Below are 21,817 nucleotides of genomic sequence, written 5' to 3'. Positions count from 1 at the left end.
GCTGTCATCAGCCGTGTGAGCGAACAGGAGGTGAGGACATTGATGACTGCCGTTGCGGTGGGCACTGCCCGCATTCAGGAGTTCCTCAACCCCACCCCTGTGGTCTCCGGCTGACGCAGCTTCATCACGCACATCCGCGCGTGGGCGCGGCGCCGGGGCCCCACCCTCTGAAGGGCCATCCCGTTGTTCGACCTCACCTTCTCCACTGCGCACCCGCTGTCCGCCTATGGCTGGGACCAGGGGTTCGCGGAGAGTTTCGTTCCCTTCGCCGAGCAGGGGTTCCTGCCCGGCCGGATCGTCCGCGTGGACCGCGGGCGGGTGGACGCCGTCGTGCCGGACGGCGACGGCGTCCGGACCGTGCTGGCGGACACCGCGCTGGTGGCCACCGGCGACCCCCTGCGCGTGCCGTGCACCGGGGACTGGGCCGCGCTCGACCTCGGCAACGGCCGGAGCGGAGCCCATGTCGACGGTGTCGTACGGGCGTTGCTGCCGCGCCGTACGGCATTCGTGCGCTCCACGTCCTCGAAGCGGGCCGAGGGCCAGGTACTGGCCACCAACCTCGACCACATCGTCATCTGTGTCTCGCTCGCGGAGCCGCTGGACCTCGGGCGGATCGAGCGGTTCCTGGCGCTGGCGATGTCCAGCGCGTCCGGCGAGGGACCGCTGGACACCTCCGCCCTCGCCCCGGCGGGCGGGGCACAGCCCGTGATCGTGCTGACCAAGGCGGATCTGGCCGGGGCACCCGAGGGCCTCGCCCATCTCGTCACGGATGCCGAATCCGTGGCGCCCGGAGTGCCGGTGCTGGCGGTCAGTTCGGCGACCGGTGACGGGCTCGATGTGCTCCGCGCCGTGCTCGCGGGCGGCACCTCCGTCCTGCTCGGCCGGTCCGGTGCCGGCAAGTCCACCCTGGTCAACGTACTCGTCGGCGAGGAGGTGCAGCTGGTGCAGGCGATCCGCGACCGGGACGGCAAGGGCCGGCACACCACGACCACCCGCGATCTGCGGCCGCTGCCCGGCGGCGGGGTCCTCATCGACACACCGGGGCTGCGCGGCGTCGGGATGTGGGACGCACACACCGGCCTCGCCCGGACGTTCTCGGACGTCGAGGAACTGGCCGAGGAGTGCCGTTTCCACGACTGCGCACACCGCGGCGAACCGGGCTGCGCGGTGCAAGAGGCCATCGACAGCGGCGAGTTGAGCGTCCGTCGGCTGGAGAGTTACCGCAAGCTCCAGCGCGAGAACCAGCGCATCGTGGCGAAGACGGACGCCCGGCTGCGCGCCGAACTCCGCCGGGACTGGAAGCAGAAGCAGGCGCTGGGCCGGCACATGATGGAGCGGAAGCGGGGGCCGCAACGCTGAGACGGCAGTGCGGGGGAGGGGGCCGGTGCCGTCCCTCCCCCGAGAGTCATCCCCGACAGCCACGTCCAGTACGGCACGCCGCTGGGCCGGGCGGAGGGCGGGCTACGGCGGGCTGAGGAGTCACCCATCTGGGCCGGGTGACTCCTCAGCCCGCCGACACCGCCCCGGCCCAGGCGCCGGCGACCAGCAGGCAGGCGAACAGCTCGACCAGCACGCTCAGGCCGGTGGCGCGCAGCACCGTACGGGTCGAGGCCCAGGCCTGGCCGTGGCCGCCGAGCCGGACCCGTTCCAGCAGATAGAGACCGCCGACGGCGCCCAGCGGACACCCGAGGACCGGGACCACGAAGAACCCCACGATGCCGGCCACCCCCGCCAGGAACAGCGTCCGGTACGGCGCGCCCGCGGCCCGCGGGTTGCGGGCCGGCAGCAGCCACTTCACCACCTGGTTGAGCAGCAGCACGGCAGTGGCGCCGATGAGCACCGCCCAGGCCGCGCCGGACTTCTCGGACAGCGCCCACCACATCGTGGCCGCCCACACGATCAGCGGTCCGGGGATACCGGGCACCAGCACCCCGAGCAGCCCGAGCAGCATGACCAGGCCGACCGCCACCAGCTGCCACACATTCATGCGCGGGCCCCGCTCCGCCCGTCGACCCCGCCGTCACGGGGCGCGGCTCCCGTCCCGGCCCGCCCGCAGCCCGCACTCACCCGCCGGCCTCACTCCCGGCGGGCGCACGCCCCGTGACGGACCGTCCGCTGCACACTCTCATGGGCCCAGCGTGCCGGACGCGGCCCGGAAGCGCTTGCCGGCGGACTCCCGGGGCGGGTGCCGCCGAAGCCACCCCGGCAGCCCCGATCAAGGCCGCGCCGTCCGATGCCCCCGACGGGGGAACGCTCTTTCGCGCCCTGTCCGGTCCGCGGCCGTCCGGGAACAATACGGTCCATGAAGCAGCAGGGGACCGGGCGCGGCCACGAGGACGACTGGTGGCGGCGGCTGTACGGCGACGGCGGCGGCAGTGGTGGCGGGGGCGCGGGGGACGACGTCCCGGGGCGCGGCGCGGTGGGCGACACCGGGCCGTCCGACGCTCCGGACACCCTCGACGACCGGGTCGCGTCGGCGCTCCGGGCGCTCGCGGCGCCGGGACGCTCCGACCGTGCGCCCCAGCGCCCTCCCGGGAGATCGGAGCCGCTTCCTCCGGCGTCTCCTCCGGCAGCGTCACCGCCCCCGCCCGCCCCGTCGGCACCGATCCCGCTCCAGTCCACCGGCCCCGGAACGCGCCCGGCAGCCGCCGCCCGCCGGCCGGGCTACGGGCCCAACGGGTCCGACCCCGACGAACCCGAGCCGAACGAATCCGACCCCAACGGCTACGAGCCCAGCGAATCCGACCCCACTCCGCACGGATACGGACCGCACGGATACGACCCGAATGGATACGAGCCCGAGCCGGGCCCCCTGCCCGCCGCCGACCCCGCCGCGCTCGATGAGCAGGTGCCGGACACCGCGCTGGACGGTGCCCGATACGGCTCGTTGACCCTGCGCGCCGCCTCCCGGCGCGGCGATCTGGCCCGTCACCGCGGCGACGTCCGCCGCGATGCGCTGCTCACCGTCCGCTTCGGGGCCGGCCGCCATGCACTGATCCTGGTCGCCGTCGCCACGGGGCTGCCGGGCGGCGAGGGTGCCCCGCGCGCCGCCCGCGACGCCTGCGCCTGGATCGGCGGTGCGGTCGGCCGCAGTTACACCCGACTGGCGGAGGACATCCGTACCGACCAGCGCGACGCCCTCAAATCCGGGTTGCAGCGGCTCCTCGACCGCAGCTACGGCAAGCTGCGTGCCCGGGCGGAGGAGCGGGGCGTCCCGCCGGAGCAGTACACGGCCGCGCTGCGCTGTCTGCTGCTGCCCGCCGACCCGGAGTGCCGCACCCGGGTGTTCTTCGGTGTCGGCGCGGGCGGCCTCTTCCGGCTGCGGGACGGTGCCTGGCAGGACCTGGAGCCCGCCACGCTGGACCACCTGCCGCGGCACGCCCCGGCGGACGCCGGCGACCCGCCCGCCGCCGGCGACCCGTCCCCGCCCGCCCCCGGCGGGAGCCCGGCGCGGCCCGAGCCGTTCCTCTTCCGGACCGCCTTCGCCCGTCCGGGGGACATCCTGCTGCTGTGCAGCGCCGGTTTCGCCGAACCGCTCCACCAGGAGCCCGCGTTCGCCGCCCGGCTGGCCGCCGCATGGTCCGCCCCCGAGCCGCCGGGCCTGGCGGACTTCCTCACCGCCGCCCAACTGCGGGTCGAGGGCCACCCGAAGGACCGTACGGCCGTCGGGGTGTGGGAGGCGTAGCCCGGGGCACACGGGCACCGGACCGGATCGGAGGCGGACGTCCAGCGGAGGCGCCCCGGGGCGGCGCGTGGGTTCATGGGGAGACGGACCCGCAGTCACCACCCGTCGAAGGAGCACCAGCGACATGGCGAAGCAGACCGTGGCCGAGCAGTTCGTGGACATCCTCGCGCGGGCGGGGGTGCAGCGGCTCTACGGCGTCGTCGGTGACAGCCTGAACCCGGTGGTGGACGCCGTCCGCCGGAACTCCGCGATCGACTGGATCCAGGTCCGCCACGAGGAGGTCGCGGCCTTCGCGGCCGGAGCGGAGGCGCAGCTCACCGGCTCGCTGGCGGCCTGTGCGGGCTCCTGCGGACCCGGCAACCTGCACCTGATCAACGGCCTCTTCGACGCCCACCGCTCCATGGCCCCGGTCCTCGCCCTGGCCTCCCACATCCCCTCCAGCGAGATCGGCACCACCTTCTTCCAGGAGACCCACCCCGACCGGCTGTTCACCGAGTGCAGCCACTACAGCGAACTGATCTCCAGCACGAAGCAGATGCCCCGGGTACTGCAGACCGCGATCCAGCACGCCATCGGGCAGCGCGGGGTCTCGGTGGTCTCCCTCCCCGGCGACATCGCCGCCGAGCAGGCCCCCGAGCGGGCCATCGAGCACGCGTTGGTCACCTCGCGCCCGTCCGTGCGCCCCGGGGACGCCGAGATCGACACGTTCGCCCGGATGATCGACGAGGCCCGGAGGGTCACCCTGTTCTGCGGCAGCGGCACGGCGGGCGCCCACGCCGAGGTCATGCAGTTCGCCGAACGCGTGAAGTCCCCGGTCGGCCATGCGCTGCGCGGCAAGGAATGGATCCAGTACGACAACCCCTACGACGTGGGCATGAGCGGCCTGCTGGGTTACGGCGCGGCCTACGAGGCCACCCACGAGTGCGATCTGCTGATTCTGCTCGGCACGGACTTCCCGTACAACGCGTTCCTGCCCGACGACGTCAAGATCGTCCAGGTCGATGTACGGCCCGAACACCTGGGCCGCCGCTCCAAGCTCGACCTGGCGGTCTGGGGCGATGTCCGCGAGACGCTGCGGTGCCTGATCCCCAAGGTCAGGCCGAAGCAGGACCGCACGTTTCTGGACCGGATGCTGAAGAAGCACGCCGACGCGCTGGAGGGCGTGGTCAAGGCCTACACCCGCAAGGTCGAGAAGCACACCCCGATCCACCCGGAGTACGTCGCCTCCGTCCTGGACGAGGAGGCCGCCGCCGACGCCGTCTTCACCGTCGACACCGGCATGTGCAACGTCTGGGCCGCCCGCTATCTCAGCCCCAACGGCCGCCGCCGGGTGATCGGTTCGTTCAGCCACGGCTCGATGGCCAACGCGCTGCCGCAGGCGATCGGCGCCCAGTTCATCGACCGCGGCCGGCAGGTCGTCTCCATGTCGGGCGACGGCGGGTTCTCCATGCTGATGGGCGACTTCCTCACCCTGGTCCAGTACGACCTGCCGGTGAAGGTGGTGCTGTTCAACAACTCCGCGCTGGGCATGGTGGAGCTGGAGATGCTGGTCTCCGGCCTGCCGTCGTACGGCACCACCAACCACAACCCGGACTTCGCGGCCATCGCCCGCGCGGCCGGGGCCCACGGCGTCCGGGTGGAGAAGCCCAAGCAGGTACGCGGCGCACTGCGCGACGCCTTCCGGCACAAGGGCCCGGCGCTGGTCGACATCGTCACCGACCCCAACGCCCTGTCGATCCCGCCGAAGATCAGCGCGGAGATGGTCTCCGGCTTCGCGCTGTCGGCCGGCAAGATGGTGCTGGACGGTGGGGTCGGCCGGATGCTGCAGATGGCCCGCTCCAACCTGCGCAACATTCCCCGGATGTAGTCGGCTTCACCCCCAGGCCAATGGCCCGTGGTGGCCGATACGAAGGGCTCGCCTTCCCCTCAGCCGGATACGGTCACCTGAACCCGGAAATGGTCACCTGAAGCCGGAAACGATCACCCGAACCCGGAAACGATCATCCGAACCCGGAAACGTCACCGCCCTCGGAGTTGAAGGGATACCACGATCAGCTCGCGCAGCTCTTTCGGTGCTCCCTCGTGTGCGCCCGCGGCGATTTCGTAGAGGGTGTCGAACGATCCCGGATAGAGCATGACCGGCAGACGCGTTCCTTGAGGCAGCAGAAGATGGCGCATTCTTCCAGGAAGTGGTCCGAGGACCTCCGGATACGCCGTTCCAGTTGTTCCGCCGAGGCTCCCTCCGCATGCTTGGTGTGGTAGCGGCTGCCGAACGACTCAACTGAGGAGCGGAACGCGGCGTCCTCGTCGAAGTAGTCCCGCAGTGCGCACGCTCCGCCCGCGGTTTCGCGCTCAGCCCGCCGGCGGGTGCTGGGGGCGCAGCCGCAGCGTGAGGATCTGGAACGGCCGCAGCTCGATGGTCAGATCGGAGGTCGGCCCCTCCTCCTCCCGGTGCAGCGGACGCTCCAACAGGTCGGTGACGGTGGCCCGTTCGACGGGGAAGCCGGGGGAGAGGGTGCCGCTCGCCCGTCCGCCGTGGGACTCGTACAGCCGCACCACCACATCGCCGCTGCGGTCCTCGGCGAGCTTGACCGACTCCACGGTCAGGGCCGGGTGGTCGACGCGGATCAGCGGCGGGACCGGCGGGGTGGCGGCGGTGCGCAGCGGGAGGTTGAGGGCCAGGCCCTCGGCGACGGCCTCGCCGGTGCCGGCGCCCGGCAGCAGCGCATAGGTGAAGCGGTGGGTGCCCTGGTCGGTCTCGGGGTCGGGGCTGTGCGGTGCGCGCAGCAGGGTCAGCCGCACCGTCGTGCCCAGGCCCTCGGGGTGCTGAGTGCGGGTGACGTCATGGCCGTACGTCGAGTCGTTGAGCAGCGCGACGCCGTAGCCGGGCTCGGCGACCCGCAGCCAGCGGTGGGCGCAGATCTCGAAACGGGCGGCGTCCCAGCTGGTGTTGGTGTGGGTGGGGCGGTGGACGTGCCCGAACTGCACCTCGGAGGCGGACCGTTCGGCGTGCACGTCCAGCGGGAAGGCGGCTTTGAGCACCTTCTCCGACTCGTGCCAGTCGATGTCGGTGCGGATGTCGAGGCGGTGCGAGCCGGCCCGCAGGGTCAGCTCCTGGACGATCCGGGACGCGCCGAACGCCCTGGTCACCCGCACCGTCGCGGACAGCGGCCCGGCCGCGGCCAGCTCGACGGACTCGGCGTCGGTCAGATCGGTGTGCCGGTTGCGGTAGTGCCGGTCGAGGTCCCAGGCGTCGTACTGGTTGGGGTGGTCGGGGTGCAGCTGCAGCAGATTGCCGCGGGCGCCCGGCGCCAGGACCTCCCGCCCGGCGTGCAGATCGCGTACGGACACCAGCAGCCCGTCGGTGTCGAGCCGCACCCGCAGCAGCCCGTTGTCGAGGGTGAGGTCGCCGTCGGCGCCGGTCTCGGCCCGGACGGGCGCCGGCGGCGGGGTGGGGGAGTCCGGGCCGGGCGGGCGGACGGCCGCCGAGCCCAGCGCCGGGACGTGGACCGCGACGGCGGTGGGTCCGCCCGGGACCGCGTCCTGCGCGGGCAGTTCGACGATCTCGTCCCGGCCGTACGGCGAGGCGTTGAACACCGTCGGCGCAGCGGCCGGCTCCGCTCCCGTCTCGTCCAGCGCGCCGATCGCCGCCTCGATGATCCCGGTCAGCTCGGCCTCGACCTTCGCATAGGTCTCCCGGGCCTCGCGATGCACCCAGGCGATGGACGAGCCCGGCAGGATGTCGTGGAACTGGTGCAGTAGCACGGTCTTCCACAGACGGTCGAGGGCCTCGTACGGGTAGCGGTACGCGGCGCCCCCGTCCGCCCGTACGGAGGCCTCACCCGCCCGTACGGCGGCCGTCGCGGCCCACAACTCCGCCTCGCGCAGCAGGTGTTCACTGCGCCGGTTGCCCTGTTTGGTCTTCGCCTGCGAGGTGTACGTACCGCGGTGGAACTGGAGGTACAGCTCGCCCGACCAGACCGGCGCGGTCGCACCGTACTCCTCGTGCGCCGCCGCGAAGAACCGTGCCGGCGGCTCGATCTCCACCCGCGGTGAGCCCTCCAGAGAGCGCAGCCGGCGGGCCCGCTCCAGCATCTCGCGGGTCGGCCCGCCGCCGCCGTCGCCCCAGCCGAACGGCACCAGGGAACGGGTGGCCCGGCCCTTGTCGGCGAAGTTCCGTTCGGCGTGGGCGAGTTCGCGGGCGTGGAACTGGGCGTTGTAGGTGTCGACCGGGGGGAAGTGGGTGAAGACGCGGGTGCCGTCGATGCCTTCCCACCAGAACGTGTGGTGCGGCATCCGGTCGGTCTGGTTCCACGACAGCTTCTGGGTCAGGAACCACTTCACCCCGGCCAGGCGGGCCAGCTGCGGGAAGGCGGCCGTGTAGCCGAACGAGTCCGGCAGCCAGATCTCCTCGGTCTCCACCCCCAGCTCGTCAAGGAAGAAGCGCTTGCCGTGCACGAGCTGGCGGGCCAGCGCCTCACCGCCGGGCATATTGGCGTCGGACTCCACCCACATCGAGCCGACCGGCGCCCAGTTGCCGCCCCGTACGGCCTCCTTGATGCGCTCCCAGATATGCGGCTGGTGCTCCTTGACCCAGGCGTACTGCTGCGCCTGGGAGCAGGCGAACACCAGCTCCGGGTAGTCCTTGGCGAGCTGGGTGACATTGGCGAAGGTGCGGGAGGCCTTGCGTACGGTCTCGCGCAGCGGCCACAGCCAGGCGGAGTCGATGTGCGCATGGCCGGCGGCCGAGACGCGGTGCGCGCTGGCGGCGGCCGGGCGGCTGAGCACCTCTGCCAGCGCGGCCCGGCCCGCGGCCGCCGTGCCGCCGACGTCGTGCAGATCGAGCGCGTCCAGCATGTCCTCCAGGGCCCGCAGGATCTCGGGCCGGCGCGGGCGGTCCACCGGCAGCTCGTGCATCAGCTCCGACAGCACCTCGATGTCGAGGATCAGCTGCCAGACGGTCTCGTCGAGCACCGCGAGATCCGCCGCGGCGAAGCGGTACAGCGGCCGACGGGGCGCGGTGCGGACATCGCCGAGGTCGGTGGGGGAGAAGTCCCGCAGCACCGCCGGGTTCGCGGCGGCCTCCAGCAGCAGCCGGACCTCCTCACCGCCGTCGGCCGGCGCGCCGACCGGGATGTGCCGGTTGTGCGGATGGATGCCCTTGAGCGGTACGCCGTCGGCGTCGTGGACGAGCCCCTCGGCCTGGAAACCGGGCCCGTCGCCGCTGAAGCCGGGGTCGATGACGGCCTCCACCCGCCGCCCGGCCCACTCCTGCGGCACCCGGCCCGCCAACCGGAACCAGCTGGTGGACCACGGCGGCCCCCACGCCTCACCGACCGCGAACGGTTCGTACGCGGCCTCCAGCGCCTCGCCCACGGGGACAGGCTCTCCCGGCGCATGCCAGACCGAGAGCCGCAACGGCACCCGCGCCGCGTACTGCGCGGGCCTGATGAACTGCCTCAGCGCCCGCTCCAGGCGCCCCTCCACCAGCAGTCGGTCGTCGTGCACAGCGGCTCCTCACGCTCGTTCTCCCCGTGCGCCGGGGGCGCGCCCCCCGGCGGGTGGCCGGGGAGCGTCCCCGGCGCGGCCCGGTCCGGCGGGGTTCCACGACGGGCTCGGGTCAGGCATACCCACGGGAACACGGGGGGCTCACCCGGCGCGCGGGGCGTGCACCGGTGACCCCGCGGGCGGAAGCATGGCGGCTGATCCGATGGGCATGCTGACCGTGAGGCTGTTCGAGGCAGAGCGCCGAAGTTCGTTGGGGGCGGGGGAGAGTATGCGTCAGCCTGTGCGGCGCGAGGAACGGGACAGAGGAGAGCGCGGCATCGAGGGGAGCCGGGGCGGCGGGAGCGCCGCGCGGGCGCCGGGCGTACTGGAGCGGAAGGTGCGCCATGCGGACCTGAAGGCGGTCGGCGAGGTGCGCCGGGAGCTGCGCCAGCTGCTGAGCCGCTGGACGGTGCCGGGGGGCGGTGAGCTCATGGAGGTCGCCACCCTGCTCACCAGCGAGCTCGTCACCAACGCCCTGGTACATGCCGAGGGCGGTGCCGTCGTCACGGCCCGGGTCGGTGACCGGCTGCGGGTGGAGGTCCGGGACTTCGTCCCCGGGCGCCCCGAGCCGCGCGCCCCGACCACTGACGGAACCTCCGGCCGCGGGCTGATGCTGGTGCGTTCCTTAGCCGATGCGTGGGGGATCCGCACCGAGAGCCTCGGCAAGAGCGTGTGGTTCGAGCTGGGCGGCGGACCGGCCTGACCAGGGGCGGGTGCGCCGGCAGGCGCGGTCCGCCACCGGTCAGCCGAATTGCCGTTCGATCTCGGCGAGCTTCTCCTCCAGGGAGTCCAGCCGCGGAATCGTCTGGGTGTCGTCCTCGGCGGTGAGATCGACGGTCCGCGGGGGACCGGCAGCGGCCTCGGCGCCCCCGGCCTCAGCACCGGACACGGCCTTCAGGGCCGGACGGGAGTGCGCCGGCGGCTCCCCGGCGAGCGGCGGCTGCGGCTCGCCGGCTATGGCCGGGTCCGGGCCGGCCACCTCCGCGGTGGCCGACGCCGCCTGCGTCACCGCCAGTTGCCGGCCGCCGCGGCCCCAGCTGCGGTGCTGCCGGTTGATGGCCTTGATCCTGGCCCGGTCGAGCTTGCCCTGCTCGCGTCTGCGCAGACGATTCTGCTCGCTCTGCCGCCGGTCCTCCCGCACCTCCTCGACCGCCTCGTCCAGCGTCCGTACGCCCTCCAGCAGCATCAGCGACCAGGCGGCGAAGGTCTCCCGAGGCGCGCGCAGCCAGCGGACGATCCGGATCTGCGGCAGCGGACGCGGCACCAGACCCTGTTCGCGCAGCGCCGCCCGGCGGGTCTGCTTCAGCGCCCGGTCGAAGAGGACCGCGGCCGACAGCGACATCCCGGCGAAGAACTGCGGCGCACCGGCGTGGTCCAGGCCGCGCGGCGCGTGCACCCAGTTGAACCAGGCAGCGGCGCCCGCGAAGGTCCACACCAGCATCCGGGAGCCGAGCGCCGCGTCACCGTGGCTGGCCTCCCGCACGGCGAGTACGGAGCAGAACATCGCCGCGCCGTCGAGCCCGAACGGCACCAGGTATTCCCAGCCCCCGGAGAGGTTGAGGTTCTGTACGCCGAAGCCGACCAGACCGTGGAAGGACAGTGCGGCGGCGACCGCCGCACAGCAGAACAGCAGCAGATAGGAGGCCGAGGCGAAGACGGTCTCCTTGCGCCGGCGGCGCTCCTCGCTACGCTCCCACGAGTCGCCGGCGGCGGACCGCGCGGCCGCCCGCCGACCGCGCACCACCAGCGCCACCGCGACCGGCACACCGACGAGCACCAGGGCTCCGGGAACCAGCCAATCCAGCGATATGTCGGTCATTCTCATTCTGGGGGTCCTTTTGCCTCGGGTATGCGGTGTCGCGCGACATCCTGACGGAAGCCGCTGCCGTAACCGAGGCATTCGAAGCAAGTGGGCGCCAAGGGGTGCGAGAAGGTCACCTTGATATCGAACTGCCACCCTTTGAGGGGAAGTTGTGTTCGAGTTGGATCATCCTGGCGGGTGAGGGAGGGGATCGGGGCGCGAGGCCGAGCATCGCATCGTGCCTGCACACCGTGCCGTGGGGTGGCCTAGGCGAGCGTGACCGTGCGTCCAGTGTGTGGCCACCTTCAAGTGTCTTAGTAGCCCCTGATGCTGCCCTAATGCTGACTTTCGCGACGGACCATCAGGTGAAAGCTCGGTCCTCCAGAACCTTGTGCCGACGACGATCGCTCAGTGGCGGGAGTTGTTGCGGATGCCCCGTGCTCACTCGCCGCGCCGGGAGGTTGGCTGGTGGATTTGTCACGCAGGCGCGGTGCGCGTGGTGGTCTCGCGAAGGGGCCGGCTTGCGGAAAGCCCACAAGGTGGAGCAAGAGGGAGATGCGTTGCATCATGCCGCACCCCGAGCGGGTATCCCAACATGTGAGACGTTGATGCTCGGTCAGCAGACATTCGGGACCGCCCGGCATCCCGAGTGTTCGAGCAATCCGGGCATGAGCCTCCCCGGACCGAATGAATGACGTCCGTGGTGGATGTGCAGCGGAATGTAATTCGGCGACCTTCGCTCTGCCCTCCGGGAATCGTTACGTTTCCCTCGGCGGTGCAGGCGATTCGGCTCGCCGGTCACATGCCGAATGGATGGACACCAAGGATTGGGGGAGTCGTGTCACCTGCCAGGACAGCACGTCGAATATCTGTCTTCGACACCACGCTGCGAGACGGTGAGCAGGCGCCGGGGAATGCCATGACGCCGGAGCAGAAACTCGAAATGGCGCTGCGCATCGAGGAGCTGGGCGCAGACCGGATCGAGGCCGGTTTCCCCGCTGCCTCGCCGCGGGACTTCGAGGCCACGCAGCTCATCTCCAAGGGCCTCAAGGACGCTCAGTTCGTGACGTTCTGCCGGGCGGTACGGGGTGACGTGGAGGCTGCGGTCGAGGCGGGCGGCACCGCCAACCACCAGGTCGAAACGGTGACGGTCGGCAGCGATGTCCACCTCAGGTACAAGCGGGGCATCAGCCGGCGGGAGGCGATAGAAGAGATCGTCGATGTGGTCGAGTTCGCGAAGTCGTTCGGCGTCGAGGAGGTCGCCGTCGCGATCGAGGACGCCACGCGCGGCGCCGAGGAACATCTGCGTGCCACCACCGAAGCCGTGCTGGAAGCCGGCGCCTCCTGCATCGTCGTACCCGACACGGTGGGTGCCATGGTGCCCGGCGAGTACGGCGAGCTGATCGCCAAATTCCGGGAGTGGGCTCCCACGGCCCGGATCTCCACCCACTGCCATGACGACTTCGGGCTCTCGCTGGCCAACGCCCTGGCCGGCATGGAAGCGGGCGCCGACGAGGTCCAGGTCACCCTGGGCGGCATCGGTGAGCGCGCGGGCAACACCTCCCTGGAGCAGTTCGCGGCGACCCTCGCGTACAAGAGCGACTTCTACGGCGCGTACAGCACCGTCGACATCGCCGGGATGCATGAGGCCTACACGGCCCTCCGCCGGATCATCAAGATGGAGGAGCCGCGGAACAAGCCGATCGTCGGCGCCTACGCCTTCGGCTCCGCCGCCGGCATCCATCAGCAGGGACTCCTGCGCAACCCCGAGACGTACGAGTACGTGGAGCCGGCCCGGTTCGGCCGCAAGACGGAGATCCTCATCGGCCGCCATTCCGGGCGTGCCGTCCTGCGTCACCTTCTCGACGAGCTCGGCATCGTCGCCGACGACGCACAGGTGGAGGAGCTCTACCGGGCCCATGTCTCCGAGCGCCCGGGCAGTGACTGCGAGGACCTCTCGGTGGTGCGCGACCGGCTCGACCGGGAGCTCGCCTCCTGGCCGCGGAAGGGTCGGTGAGCCCCATGGACCGCGCAAGCCAGGCCGTGCGTCCCGCGGCCGACCTGGTCCGCAGCTACTACCAGCGGGTCGATGCGGGCGACGTGGACGGCGTGCTCGACCTGTTCGACCCCGAGGCCGTTTACCGGCGTCCCGGCTACGAACCGATGCGGGGCCGCGACGCCCTCAACGCCTTCTACCGGAGTGAACGCGTCATCGAACACGGCACCCACACCGTGGTGACCGTGACCGAACAGCTGCCCCGGGTCGCGGTTTCCGGAGAATTCACCGGCACGCTCAGAAGCGGTAAGCAGGTCTCCCTTGAATTCGCCGACTTCTTCACGGTAGGGACCGATGGCAGGTTCAGCCACCGCGAAACGTACTTCTATTCTCCGCTGGTGTGAATCCGGCGCTGCATTGATGAGGTAAAAGTGGCTGACAACCTCAAAACCGTGGGCGTCTCGGTGACGAGTCGGGCGCTGGCCATTCTTGGGGCGTTCGACGCGGTGCACAGCGGCCTGTCGCTCTCCGAACTCTCCCGGAGAACCGGCCTTCCGCTCGCCACCGCCCATCGGCTCATCAGAGAACTCCAGAGCTGGGGCGCGCTCAGCCGCGGGCTCGACGGGCGGTACCGCATCGGGTTGCGCATCTGGGAGCTGGGGGCCCTGACCCCGAGCAGGACCGGACTGCGCGAAGCGGCTCTGCCGTCCCTGCTCTCGCTCCTCGAAGCGTCCCGTGAGGAAGTGCGCCTGGTGGTCGCGGACGGCGGGGACGCCGTATGCGTGGAGCACCTCGGCGCCCGCGATGACCGGCGCGGCACCGATCTCCGAGGACTGCGCCGCCCTCTGCACGAATCGGCCTGCGGCCTGGCACTCCTCGCCCACCGGGGAGCGGGCGGCACCGCGGTGCAGCGCTGTCTGCCGCTGTACCGCAAATACGGCTGCGTGGTGCGCCCCGGCGAACCGCGGGCCGGCCGGAAGACGGTGGCCATGCCCGTGGTCGGGGACGACCTGACCGCTGTTGCCGCCGTCGGACTGACCCTGCCGGACGAGGCCGCCCTCGGGCACGGGCGGGAGCTGTTGATAGCCGCCACGGCCGGCATTCAACGCGCGCTCTCGCGCCGACGAGCCGTCGCCGCCTGACCGGCAGCGGCACCGGGGCGCCCGGCACCACCCAGGCCGGGCGCCCCGCTCATGCCCGCGTGGACGGCCGGGGCAGTCCGGCCGTCGCGGCGCCCGCCCCTCGAATCACCCGCACGACTTCCGATGAGGCATCTTTGTGACCAGGCAAATCGTCATCGTCGGCGGCGGTGCTGCCGCGGTGAGTGCCTTCGCCCAATTGGCGGCCGTCCCGGCCCTGTCCCGCGTGACGTTCGTCGCGCCCGGCCCCATCGGTCTGGGTACCGCGTTCGGCACCACCGACCCCACGCTGCTGTGCAACACCTCCGTCGATGTGACCTCCCTGCGGTCCGAGGGACGCTCCGACCTCCTCGACTACCTCGCGTCGCGCGGACACCCCGTCCACCGCGACGACTTCGTCCCCCGCCACCTTGTCGGGCAGTACTGCCGCGAGCGCTTCCGCAGGCTGGCCAAGACGGCGGGGCGGGCCGGTGTCCGCGTCGCGCACGTCCGCGACCGCGCCGTCGCGATACACCGCACCGGCCAGGGCTATCGGGTGGAACTGGCCGACGGCGGCTCGGTGACCGGAACCGACGTCGTGTTCTGCGCCGGCGTCGACACCCCCTTGTTGCCGCCTCTGGTGCGCGCGCATGCCGACCACCCGCGGCTCACCCACTCCCCGCACCCCGCGCAGCGCCTGCGACAGATTCCCGAGGACGCGCGGGTGCTGGTCCTCGGTACCAAGCAGTCGGCGGTCGACGCCGCACTGGTCCTGTGCGGCAGCGGCCGGCGGAGCGTCGTCATGACCTCCCCGTCGGGCATGTTGCCGGCCGTACGCAATCGGCTGCGCCGCCCGGACGCACCACGGCTGCACCGCGAGGCCTGGACCCGGCCGGTACGGGACGAGGCGGCCCTCGACCGGGCCGTGACCCGCCAACTCGTCGCCGCCATACGGTCCGTGGGGTCGGAACGGCGGGTCCGCCCCGCCACCGTCTCAGGTGTCGCCGAGGAGCTGCTGTGCCAGGAGAGCGCGCTCGCCGAGCAGCGCAGGATTCCCTGGGAGGACGTCATGGCGGAGCTCATCGACACGCTCAACACCGCCGTCCCGCACTGGTCCCCCGAGACCCGCGCCCGCGTCCTGCCGCGCTACCGGCCGCTGATGTCCCGCTACATCTCGGCGATCCCGGTCCGCAACGCCGCGCTGCTGAGCGGATACCTTGACCGGGGAAGGCTGCGCGTCGCCCCCCGCTACCCCCGGAGCGCGACGCCTCGCGGCGACGGGTGGGCGGTGCGCTGGCCGGACGGCTCGGCCGAGGAGTTCGACCACGTCGTCTGCGCCTCCGGTTACCGGGTCGGCCCGCTGACCGTCACCGACGGTGGCCTGCGCATCGGCGGCTCGGCGGACGGCCCCCGCCCGGAGATCCTCGACAGCCTCCGGATCCGGCTCGCGCCGGGGCGGCCCGCCGAGCGCATCTGGGTCGTCGGCGCGGCCGCAGGTACGCGCTTCCCCATCGTGAACTACCTACGCGCCGCGGCCCAGCACGCGGCCGTCGTCGCCGAGCAGTTCTCGCGGCCGGTCGTCACCGAGGCCCGGCCGCCGGCCGAAAGGACAGTCCTGTGATCGCTCTCGTGAACCCCGTCTCCAGCGGAGTGCAGCTCGCCGAGGCCCTCCTGGAGGAGGGCGCTGCGTTCGTCGAGGTTTACGCCGAGGAACACGCTGCCGCGGCACCCGCGGCCCGCCCCGTCAAGGCAGTCCTGCACCGCGACGTGGAGGTCACGGCGGACGAACTGCAGGCGCTGGGCACGACCGCCGTGATAGCCGGCAGCGAGTTCGGCGTGACGCTCGCCGACGAACTCTCCGAACGGCTCGGCCTGCCGCACCACCGGCACGCACTGCGGTCCGCCCGTCGGGACAAGTACCGGATGGCCCTGGCCCTCGCGGACGTCGGGCTGCCGCATGCGCGGACCGTCGGCGTGCACAGCGAGGCCGAACTCGACCGCGTGCTGGCGGACTGGACCGCGTACCCGGTCGTCGTCAAGCCGCTGAACAGTGCGGGCGGCGACGGGTGCCGGATCTGTCCCGGGCCGGCGGAGGCCCGGGAGGCATTCACCGCCACCGTGGGCCGGCGCAACCTCATGGGTGAGGTCAACCAGGGTGCGCTCGTCCAGGAGTTCCTGGCCGGTTCCCAGTACATCGTCAACACGGTCAGCATGGCGGGCCGCCATCTGCCGGCCGAGGTGTACGCGGAGCGCATTGATCAGCTGCACGGCGAGCCCGTGCTCCGGCACATCGTTTCCCGGCCCACCCTGGACGAGTCCGAACAGGACCTCGTCCAGTACGTCCTGCGCTGCCTGGACGCTCTCGGCGTGCGCGAGGGCGCGGCGCACACCGAGGTGATGCGCACCGCGGACGGGCCGCGCCTGGTCGAGGTCAACTCCCGGCTGATGGGGCCTCACCTGGCCGCCGACGCCTACCACGCCGCGTACGGCTACAGCAGCCCGCACCTGGTCGCCGAACGGTTCCTGCGCCCTGGGGAGTTCGAGAACCGCTTCGACCCGCCGTACGGCCCCGCGGCCTCCCTGGCGAAGGTCTACCTGCGCGCGCACCGCAGCGGGGTCCTGGAGGCGCTCGACGGGCTGCGCCTGGTGCGCCGCCTGCCGGGGTTCCACAGCGTGGCCCGCATGCCCCAGCCGGGGGACACCGTCCGCCACGGGCATCTGACCACCGGCACCTGCGGGATCGCGTTCTTCGTGCACGAGGACCATGAGCTGCTGGAACACAGCCTGGGCGTGCTGCACGACCTGGAGGACTCCGGGGGCCTGTTCCGCATCACGGATACGGGGGTCTGACCATGCCGGCCGTGTCCATCGTGGCCTCGGTGCTGCTCCAGGCGACCGTCTACGGGCTGGTGTCGGGGCGGCTCGGTGCCGCGGACAGCCTCGCCCTGTCCTGCGCGGGCTTCGGTACCGCCGCCGTCGTCTTCAACGTGGTGCTCCTGGTGCGGCGGCGCGGCGGGGGTGCCGTGGCCCAGTCGGAGCGGGTCACGGGGCCGCTGCTGGCGATGAACGCCCTCACCGCGGTCACCTTTCTCGGCTTCTACGCGGCGTTGAGCTGGATACCCTCGGGCCTCGCCACGGCCATCGAGACCACGGTGGGTCCGCTGGCCGTCGCCCTGCTCGGGCTCGCGGGGGTCGGCAGGCGCCCGACCGGGCGTGCCTGGGCGGGGTGCGCTGCCCTGGTCGTGTTCGGGCTGGCCGTCGCGTGGCGCTTCACCGGCACCGCCGACCTGGGCTCGATAACGGGCCTGGCCGGCATCGGCCTGGCGGTCCTGGCCGGCACCGGCGCCGCTCTTCTCGCTCTGGTGTCAGCGGATTTGGGCCGCCGGGGCGTCGACCCCGTACGGGTCACCGCGCACCGCTTCCACCTCACCTATCTGTGCGGCGGTGTGCTGCTCGCCGCCACGGGCGGTGCGGGCCACCGTTGGGCGGCGGGGCTCCCGGCCCTCGTCGCGACGGGCGTCCTTGCCGTGACCATTCCGCTGTTCCTGCTCCAGAGGGGGCTGCAACGCACCGACCCCATGGTGGCGATGGTGCTGCTCACCACCCTGCCCGGAGCCACGTACCTCGCGGAGACCGCGTTCCACGGCGGCTTCGATCCGGCGACCCTCGCGCTGATCTGCTGCCTGGTCGCGGCGGCGGCCTGGTACGCGCGCAGCCCGCGGCCGGCCTCCGGGCGCAGCGGTGTCCGGCAGTCGTCTGCGGAACGGGTGCCGGCCGTGCGCCAGGAGCAGTGAGCGGGCTGCCGGAGCCTCAGCGCTCCACGGCCGCCAGGACCGCGCTGCGGGTCTCCGCACACCGCAGCAGGTCCTTACGGGCACAGTCGATCTGAGTCCGCCGCACCGAGCGGGTGCCGTGCGGGAAGGGGGACGGCGCACCGTCCGCCGAGACGATGTGCAGGACGTCCCCGGTCCAGTCCGTCACCGCCGAGTGGTGCGCCGCGACGAGATGGCGGAGCCAGTCGGCGTAGGCGTCCGCCATCTGCGCGGCGCTTGCGACGGCCTCCTCCTGGTCGCTGCCGAGCGTGTGCAGCGCGGAGACCGCATGGCCCCGCAGCCTGCCCACCAGGCTCTCCACGAATGCCTCCGGCGCGCGGTCCAGAAGGCCTGGTTCCGGGGGCTCGGAAGGGGAGACGCCGAACTGGGCAACGGCCTCCCGGTAGCTGTCCAGGGCAGGGCGCCGGGTGTCCGGTTCGGCGTCGAACAGGATGAGCAGAGGGGGCGTTCCGGCGTCGGCCCCGAGCCGGGCCGCGACCTCGAACGCCAGCGGCGCCGAGGCGCAGTACGCGGCGACCGCGGCAACCTCCCGGGTGCCCGGCCCGCCGGGCAGGGGATGGCTCGCCAGCAGGTGTGCCGCGTAGTCCGTGCCGCGGGTCGCACACGGCAGCGGCCTGCTCAGCAGCTCGTGCACACCCAGGCCGTGCTCGGGCAGCCGTAGCTCCGCCAGTCGGGCCTCCGCCCGGTATCCGGGGTAGTCGAGCGCGACCAGCAGTGGTTCCTCGGCGGGGTGGGTCATTGCGGAGCGTCCCTTCAGTCTCCCGCGCGCGGGGTCCGGCGTCCCGGCAGCGCGCGCAGCTGTGCGGTCAGGAGATCGGTCGTGTCGTCGAGCAGCCGGCCCATCACCGCGAGCTGCCGGACCGCGGTACGGCCCACCGGGCCCGCACCGTCCGGAGCGGCCCCGGGACCCGCGGCCCGCGGAACGGTGGAACTGGAACCCGTAACGGCACGGTCCACGACGGCAGCCCCCGGAACGGGCGGCAGGGCGGGTACGGGAAAGCGCTCGCCGAGGAAAGGCCTGCCGGGCAGTGCCACGCGCCGGCCTCCGTGGGCGATCCGTGCCCAGTCCAGGGGCACACCGTGGCCGTACAGCGCGGCGAGCGCCTCCCGGGGCGACCGGGTACCGGGGGAGCGGCTCGGGGCCCACCAGGTGCCGGGCAGCGCCACGCGCCCCAGTCGGGTCAGGACGTCGCCGGGGCCGATCTCCACGAAGTCGGCGCAGCCGAGCGCGCGCACCGCCGCGAGCGTGGCGGCGAACAGCACCGGCTGCCGCGCCTGCCGCACAAGATGCTCCGCGTCGAGGACGGTACCGACGGGGAGCACGGCGCCGCGTGCGGTGTCCCCGCACGGGGTGTGCAACGGGGTGAACCGCACCGCAGCGGCCGCCTCCCGCAGTTCGGGCAGCACCGGGGCGAGCCGCGACGAGTGGAAGGCCCGGCCCACCGGGAGCTCGCGGCATGCCAGGCCGCGCTCCTCCAACAGCCGCTGCGCGTCGTCGACTTGGGGCGCGGTCCCGGACAGCACATGGGAGCGGGGCCCGTTGGCCGCCGCGAGGTCCGCCCCGGTGGCAGCGCACACCTCTGCCACGGTGTCCGGGTCCGCGGCGACCGCCAGCATGCGCCCGGCCGCCTGCCGCGTGGCCATCGCCCGCCCCCGCGCAGCCGTGAAGCGCAGCCCGTCCTCGATCGAGAAGGCCCCGGCGTCGCAGAGGGCGGCGAGTTCGCCCAGGCTGTGCCCGAGCACACCGGCGGGTTCCACGCCGAGCGAACGCCACAGCCGCGCCTGTGCCATCTGCAGGGCGAACAGCGCGGCTTGCGGTGTCTCGTCGGGCCCCGCGGCGCCGGCCGGGTCCCGCAGCAGACCGTCGAGCAGACTTCCGTACCCTTCCTGCCGGTGGATCTCCTCGCAGGTGTCGAGCACGCTCCGCGCCGCGTCCCACTCGTGGTACCAGCCGAGCGCAGCCCCCACGGCAGGAACGCCCTGCCCCGAGAAGGCCAGGACGGGCGCCCCGGTGGCCCGGACCGGCTCCGCCTCGCCGGGCGCGGACAGCAGGGCGTCCAACGCGTCGGCCAGCTCCGGCCCGTTGCTGCCGTGCACCACCGCGCGGTAGCGCAGATGCGGCCGCCCGGCCGCCAGACTCGTCTGGAGGTCGTACGCGGACAAGCCGGGGTGGTCGCGGAGATGGTCGCGCAGCCGCCGCGCATACTGGCGCAGCGCCACCGGCCCGTGCGCGCTCAGCGGTACCGCGACCGGCGCGGAGGCCGGTCGCGCGGGCGCCCGCGCGGGCGGTTCCTCCAGGATCACATGGGCGTTGGTGCCGCCGAAGCCGAGCGCGCTCACCCCCGCCCGCCGCGGCCCGCCGCCCTCGGCCGTCCACTCGCGCGCGCGGGTGACCAGCCGGAAGGGGCTGTCCTGCCAGGGCAACCGGGGGTCGGGACGGGTGTGGTTGACGGTGGGGACGAGCGTGCGGTGCCTGAGCATCAGCACCGTCTTGAGCAGCCCCGCCATCCCCGCGCAGGTGTCCAGATGGCCGAGGGCGGGCTTGACCGAGCCCAGTGCGCACCGCCCGGTGGCCCCGTCGCTCCGGCGATAGGCGCGCGACAGCGCTTCGAACTCGACCCGGTCGCCCAGCGCGGTGCCGGTGCCGTGCGCCTCCACATGGCTGACGGTCTCGGGGGCGGCTCCTGCGCGGGCCAGCGCCCGGCGCGCCGCGTCGGTGTGGCCGCGAACGCCGGGCGCCGTGAACCCTGCCTTGGCGTCTCCGTCGTTGTTCACGGCGGAGCCGAGGAGGACGGCCTGGATCTCGTCGCCGTCGGCCAGTGCCCGGTCGAGCCGCTTGAGCAGTACCGCGGCCACACCGTTCCCGCCCACCGTGCCGTCGGAAGCCGCGTCGAAGGCACGGCAGACCCCGCTGGGGGAGAGGATGAACCCGGGCTCGTGGTCGTATCCGGCGTCCTGGGGCAGCTGCACGGCGGCCGCACCCGCGAGGGCCAGGTCGTTCTCCCCGGTCAGCAGGGACTGGGCGGCGAGGTGGACGGCGACCAGCGAGGTCGAGCAGGCGCTCTGCACGCCGACGGCGGCGCCGGTCAGCGACAACCGGTACGCCACCCGAGTGGCCAGAAAGTCATGTTGAGCCCCGATCAGCCCCTGCATCCGCGTCTCGATGTTGTCCGTCTCACTCCCGGTGCCCAGGCCGTGCCGTGCGTAGTACGGGAGGCGGGGGCCGTAGAGGTTCATGCCCGTACCCGCGTACACGCCGATGCGCCGGCTGTCGTCCCGGCCGGCATACCCGCCGTGCTCCAGGGCCTGCTGGCACACCTCCAGAAACAGCCGGTGGGCCGGATCGGTGAGCCCTGCCTCCTGCGCACTCATGCCGAAGTAGGCGGCGTCGAACCGGTCGATGTCGTCGAGCACTCCGGCGACCGGCACATGCCCCGGCTGCGACGCCCCGGCGAAGGAACGCACCGCGCACACGCCCTCGCGCAGGTTGCGCCAATACGTGTCCACGTCCGGGGCGCCGGGGAACCGCGCCGCCATGCCGATGACCGCGATCCGCTGCCCGTTCCCGTCGGCGGCGGTGGTCGGCGCCGGGTCCGGAGCGGGCGGGGGGCCCGCCAGGTGCGCGGCGAGCGCCGCCACGCTGGAGTGATCGAAGAGGGCGGTGTCGGCCAGGGGACGCCCCAGGCTGCGCTGGAGCAGCAGCCGGACCCGGGTCAGGGCCAGCGAGGTCAGCCCCAGCTCGAAGAACGACGTCTGCGGATCGGCCTCCCGCCCCAGCACCGTCTCGACCGCCGTGCGGATCTGCCGCAGCAGGTGCTGCTGTCCGGGCTCGGTCAT

General features: G+C 72.7%; 15 protein-coding genes. 10 read left to right on the top strand and 5 right to left on the bottom strand.

The window, feature by feature from the left end; genetic code table 11:
* Window positions 1-183: 183 nt before the first annotated feature.
* The gene (gene rsgA / locus EST92_RS10520; protein ID WP_129280677.1) at window positions 184-1,359 is read left to right on the top strand and encodes a ribosome small subunit-dependent GTPase A; all 1,176 of its coding nucleotides are present in this window, start codon (window positions 184-186) and stop codon (window positions 1,357-1,359) included.
* Window positions 1,360-1,504: 145 nt separating this feature from the next.
* Here the strand turns inward: rsgA and EST92_RS10515 are convergent, their stop codons facing one another.
* Window positions 1,505-1,987 carry a DUF456 domain-containing protein gene (locus EST92_RS10515; RefSeq protein ID WP_129280676.1) on the bottom strand — a complete coding sequence of 161 codons (483 nt, stop codon included), beginning with the start codon at window positions 1,985-1,987 and terminating at the stop codon, window positions 1,505-1,507.
* A gap of 315 nt (window positions 1,988-2,302) precedes the next feature.
* On the opposite strand from EST92_RS10515, the gene EST92_RS10510 reads away from it, so the two are divergent.
* Together EST92_RS10510 and EST92_RS10505 are read left to right on the top strand one after the other, a co-directional pair.
* Window positions 2,303-3,685, top strand: a complete 1,383-nt coding sequence (locus EST92_RS10510; protein WP_129280675.1) for a protein phosphatase 2C domain-containing protein — start codon at window positions 2,303-2,305, stop codon at window positions 3,683-3,685.
* Between the two features lie 124 nt (window positions 3,686-3,809).
* Entirely contained in the window at window positions 3,810-5,552 is a 1,743-nt protein-coding gene (locus EST92_RS10505; protein WP_129280674.1) for a pyruvate dehydrogenase, read from the top strand.
* Between the two features lie 485 nt (window positions 5,553-6,037).
* Here EST92_RS10505 and EST92_RS10500 read toward each other — a convergent pair whose 3' ends face one another.
* Complete coding sequence (locus EST92_RS10500; protein ID WP_129280673.1) at window positions 6,038-9,193, bottom strand: glycoside hydrolase family 38 C-terminal domain-containing protein; 3,156 nt, start codon at window positions 9,191-9,193, stop codon at window positions 6,038-6,040.
* A 268-nt stretch (window positions 9,194-9,461) separates the two neighbouring features.
* Between EST92_RS10500 and EST92_RS10495 the strand changes: the two genes are divergently transcribed.
* A complete protein-coding gene (locus EST92_RS10495) occupies window positions 9,462-9,935 on the top strand; it encodes an ATP-binding protein (RefSeq protein WP_239012665.1) in 474 nt (157 codons plus the stop codon).
* 39 nt (window positions 9,936-9,974) lie between these two features.
* Here the strand turns inward: EST92_RS10495 and EST92_RS10490 are convergent, their stop codons facing one another.
* Window positions 9,975-11,057 (bottom strand): DUF2637 domain-containing protein, encoded by a 1,083-nt coding sequence (locus EST92_RS10490; protein ID WP_129280672.1) that lies wholly within the window; start codon window positions 11,055-11,057, stop codon window positions 9,975-9,977.
* 667 nt (window positions 11,058-11,724) lie between these two features.
* On the opposite strand from EST92_RS10490, the gene EST92_RS10485 reads away from it, so the two are divergent.
* The 6 genes from EST92_RS10485 (at window position 11,725) to EST92_RS10460 (ending at window position 17,941) form a co-directional block, all read left to right on the top strand.
* Window positions 11,725-13,050 carry a pyruvate carboxyltransferase gene (locus EST92_RS10485; RefSeq protein WP_343283788.1) on the top strand — a complete coding sequence of 442 codons (1,326 nt, stop codon included), beginning with the start codon at window positions 11,725-11,727 and terminating at the stop codon, window positions 13,048-13,050.
* A 5-nt stretch (window positions 13,051-13,055) separates the two neighbouring features.
* Window positions 13,056-13,433: a nuclear transport factor 2 family protein gene (locus EST92_RS10480; protein WP_129280670.1), complete on the top strand. Its 378-nt coding sequence runs from the start codon at window positions 13,056-13,058 to the stop codon at window positions 13,431-13,433.
* A 27-nt stretch (window positions 13,434-13,460) separates the two neighbouring features.
* Complete coding sequence (locus EST92_RS10475) at window positions 13,461-14,171, top strand: helix-turn-helix domain-containing protein (protein WP_161981727.1); 711 nt, start codon at window positions 13,461-13,463, stop codon at window positions 14,169-14,171.
* 136 nt (window positions 14,172-14,307) lie between these two features.
* Window positions 14,308-15,768 carry an FAD/NAD(P)-binding domain-containing protein gene (locus tag EST92_RS10470; protein ID WP_161981726.1) on the top strand — a complete coding sequence of 487 codons (1,461 nt, stop codon included), beginning with the start codon at window positions 14,308-14,310 and terminating at the stop codon, window positions 15,766-15,768.
* Complete coding sequence (locus EST92_RS10465) at window positions 15,765-16,997, top strand: ATP-grasp domain-containing protein (protein ID WP_129280667.1); 1,233 nt, start codon at window positions 15,765-15,767, stop codon at window positions 16,995-16,997. The genes EST92_RS10470 and EST92_RS10465 overlap by 4 nt, the downstream gene beginning before the upstream one ends.
* 11 nt (window positions 16,998-17,008) lie before the next feature.
* Window positions 17,009-17,941, top strand: a complete 933-nt coding sequence (locus EST92_RS10460) for an EamA family transporter (RefSeq protein WP_129280666.1) — start codon at window positions 17,009-17,011, stop codon at window positions 17,939-17,941.
* Window positions 17,942-17,957: 16 nt separating this feature from the next.
* On the opposite strand, the gene EST92_RS10455 is transcribed toward EST92_RS10460, so the two are convergent.
* Together EST92_RS10455 and EST92_RS10450 are read right to left on the bottom strand one after the other, a co-directional pair.
* Window positions 17,958-18,719, bottom strand: coding sequence for a hypothetical protein (locus EST92_RS10455; protein ID WP_129280665.1), 762 nt, complete (start codon window positions 18,717-18,719; stop codon window positions 17,958-17,960).
* A gap of 14 nt (window positions 18,720-18,733) precedes the next feature.
* The gene (locus EST92_RS10450; protein ID WP_129280664.1) at window positions 18,734-21,817 is read right to left on the bottom strand and encodes a type I polyketide synthase; all 3,084 of its coding nucleotides are present in this window, start codon (window positions 21,815-21,817) and stop codon (window positions 18,734-18,736) included.

This window comes from Streptomyces sp. TM32 (assembly GCF_004122755.1).
GTDB classification, from domain to species: Bacteria; Actinomycetota; Actinomycetes; order Streptomycetales; family Streptomycetaceae; genus Streptomyces; species Streptomyces sioyaensis.
The sequence above is the reverse complement of the archived record's forward strand: the minus strand, read 5'-3'. Positions and strand labels throughout refer to the sequence as shown.